Consider the following 1,039-nt stretch of genomic DNA (forward strand, 5'->3'; position numbering starts at 1 on the left):
AAAAAGAAGAAGAAGAAAGAGAAAGAAGAAAAAGGAAGAAGAGAAAGGAGAAAAGAAAAAGAAAAAAGAGGAAGAGAGAGAGGGAGAGAGAAAGAGAGAGAGGGGAGAAGGAAAAGGGGAAGAAGGAAAGGGAGGAAGAGAGAAGGAAGGAGAAAAGAAAGGGGAGGAGGAAGGGGGAGAGGAAGAAGGAGAGGAAGGGGGAGAGAGAGGGGAAAGGGAGGAAAGAGAGGAAAGGGAAGAGGGAGGGGAGGAGGAAGAGGGAAAGAGAGGAGAGAGAGGGAAAGAAGGGGAAAAGAGGGGAGAAAAGGGAGAGGAGGAGGGAGAGAGAGGGGGGAGGGAAAAAGAAGGAGAAAAGGGGGAAGAAAAGGAGGGAAAGAAAGAAGAAGGGGAAGGAAAAGAAGGGAAAGAAGAGGGAGAGGGAAAAAAAAGAGAGAAAGGAGAGAGGAAAAAAGAGGAGGAAGAAGAGAGGGAAGGAGAAGAAGAAAGAAGGAGGAGAGGAAGGGGGAGGGAGGAGGGGGGGGAGGAAGGGGGAGGAGGAATGGGAGGGGAGGGGAGAAGGGGAGGAGGGAGGGGAAGAGAGAAAAAGGAGAAGAGGAGGAAGGAAAAGGAGAAGAGGAAGGGAAAGAGGGAGGGAGAGGAGGAAAAGAAAGAGAGGAAGAAGAGGAAGGAGAAGAGGAAGAGAAGGGGGAGGAGAAAGAGGGGAAGGAAGGGGGGAAGAAGGAGAAAAGGAAGAAAGAGGGGGGAGAAGAGAGAGGAGAGGAAGAAGGAGAGAAGAGGGAGAAGGGGAAGGAGGGAGAAGAGGGGGGGAGAGAAGGGGAGGAAAAGGAGGAAGAGGGAGAGGAAGAAGGAAGGGAGGGAAAGGGAGAGGCAGGAGGAAAGAGGAGAGGAAAGGAAGAAGAAGAAAAGGTAGAAGGAGGAGAAAGAAAAGGAGAAAAGAAAAAGAAACAGAAAAGAAAAGAAGGAAAAAAAAAGAAAAAGGAAGATGTAAAAGACGGTGAAGGAGAGCAGTTTCTTGTCGTCGAAGGCATAGGCCTTGAGC

At 49.9% G+C, this 1,039-nt stretch carries 1 protein-coding gene; it reads left to right on the forward strand.

All coding sequences use genetic code 11. The annotated features are described in order from the left end of the window. Nucleotides 1–910: hypothetical protein (locus CK226_RS36215; RefSeq protein ID WP_179301193.1), on the forward strand; the 910-nt coding region annotated here is incomplete at its 5' end. Between the last annotated feature and the right edge of the window lie 129 nt (nucleotides 911–1,039).

This window comes from Mesorhizobium sp. WSM4311, assembly GCF_002295115.1.
Classification (GTDB): Bacteria; Pseudomonadota; Alphaproteobacteria; order Rhizobiales; family Rhizobiaceae; genus Mesorhizobium.